General features: G+C 41.0%; 1 protein-coding gene. It reads right to left on the bottom strand.

All coding sequences use genetic code 11. The features are described from left to right. Positions 1-403: 403 nt before the first annotated feature. A complete protein-coding gene (locus DSL64_RS28780) occupies positions 404-1,489 on the bottom strand; it encodes an IS110 family RNA-guided transposase (RefSeq protein WP_115834429.1) in 1,086 nt (361 codons plus the stop codon). Positions 1,490-1,594 lie beyond the last annotated feature (105 nt).

Genomic DNA, 1,594 nt, shown 5'->3' with positions numbered 1-1,594 from the left:
CCGTTTCTATGTTAAAATGCAAGCGCAGGAGTGTTTTTTTATTAATTTAGTATTTATCGGGCAAAACAGAACCAGGCTCTGCTGGAGAGCAACCTGTCAGGGTTAACCTGATCGACGGAAATAAATTACAAGGCTGGCATCTGTCAGCCTTTTTTTCGGTCGGCTGCTGCCGGTTTATTTCAAGAGTGTATGCCTAAGAAAACTCATTTTTGTTTTTATAACCATGCTTCTATTAGCAGAACCTTTTCAGGGCTGCAAGTCTGTTTCATATTATAAAAGAAGGGAGGCCGTAGGCTTAATAGAGCAGCTTTCCTGCAACGGTAAAATTTCGGTCCATCCCATCAAGATGTTATAAAATTGATATCTATCTGACTTCTGGCAGGCAATGCACGCACTTTCTATTTCATAATGTTCTGAGTGTATATTCCTTTTGATTAACTAATACGAAACGTATCCGGCTGAGCAATTTCCTTGCTATCCGAATGATAGCCTTATTAGCCTTCATTACCTTGCACCAATCCTGATATGCTTTCATTAAAGCGGGATCTTTACCGACTGCCTGCCAAGCACATTGAATCAGTAATGGCTGCAAGTAAATGTTTTTCCGTTTGGTCATGTGACCTACATGTTCCGTTTCTCCACTACTGTATACATTGGGGACTAGACCAACATAACTGCACAGTTGATCAAAACTTTTAAAGCGTTTCACATTCCCTAACTCGGTCAAGAACGTTAATGATCCTATCAACCCGATACCTGGAATACTGCGGAGTAGCTTGACCTGGTCCTCATATTTCTGCTTTGCCATCAACACAAGCTGTCGATCAAGTTCTTTCTTGAGTTTTTGGATGCTGATCAGTTCTCCAAGAATTATTGACATAGTAAACTTACCGCTATCCTGGTCAAAGTTTAGTTCCGATAACCACTTTATAAACCGTTTTGGCCAATAACCCTCTCCCATGTCATCAGGTACACTGATCCCATAATAATTCAACAATCCTTTGATCCTGTTCTTGCACCGGGCTATATCCCGGACCAATTTCTTCCGTAGGCGTACCGCATTGCGATCTTCCTGCTGCTGGCGGCTCGGCACATAAATACCCGTTAAACTATCATCCCGTAGACACCTGCATAATTTACGGCTATCCACAGTGTCGCTTTTTTGTCTCTTTTCTTTATCTGTTGTTGGCACATCCGAGGCATTGACCACTTTATTGATTATACCTTCTTGTGTTAGTGCTTCATGGGCCCAAAATCCGCTGAAACCTGCTTCATAAACACTGTAATACGTAGCATTTGGGAAATGATCCCGTAAATAATTACCCAATACAACTGCATCAGGAGGCTGAACAAAAGTTTTATGCTCCTTATATTCACCCATAATACTAACGTTCCACTGCTTTTTGTGGACATCGATACCTACATAAATAGCATCTCCGGTGAAATCAAGCTGCCTGCCTGTCCGATTTTTTGTAAATTCACTTTCCATAAGTCTCGGGGTTTTGCGGCCATAGGACCGCTGTTTTAAATTTCTTTTACTAATCAAATTTAAAAACCCCGGGCTTATTTCATTTTAAACATACAGGCTTAATAA

The organism is Dyadobacter luteus (assembly GCF_003383615.1).
In the GTDB taxonomy this organism is placed as follows: Bacteria; Bacteroidota; Bacteroidia; order Cytophagales; family Spirosomataceae; genus Dyadobacter; species Dyadobacter luteus.
Note: the sequence above shows the minus strand (reverse complement) of the source record. Positions and strands in the feature narration are given on the sequence as shown.

What these genes read in the sequence shown, in the direction of transcription:
- DSL64_RS28780 (WP_115834429.1), bottom strand. Translation starts at nt 1,489, where the DNA reads ATGGAAAGTGAATTTACAAAAAATCGGACAGGCAGGCAGCTTGATTTC.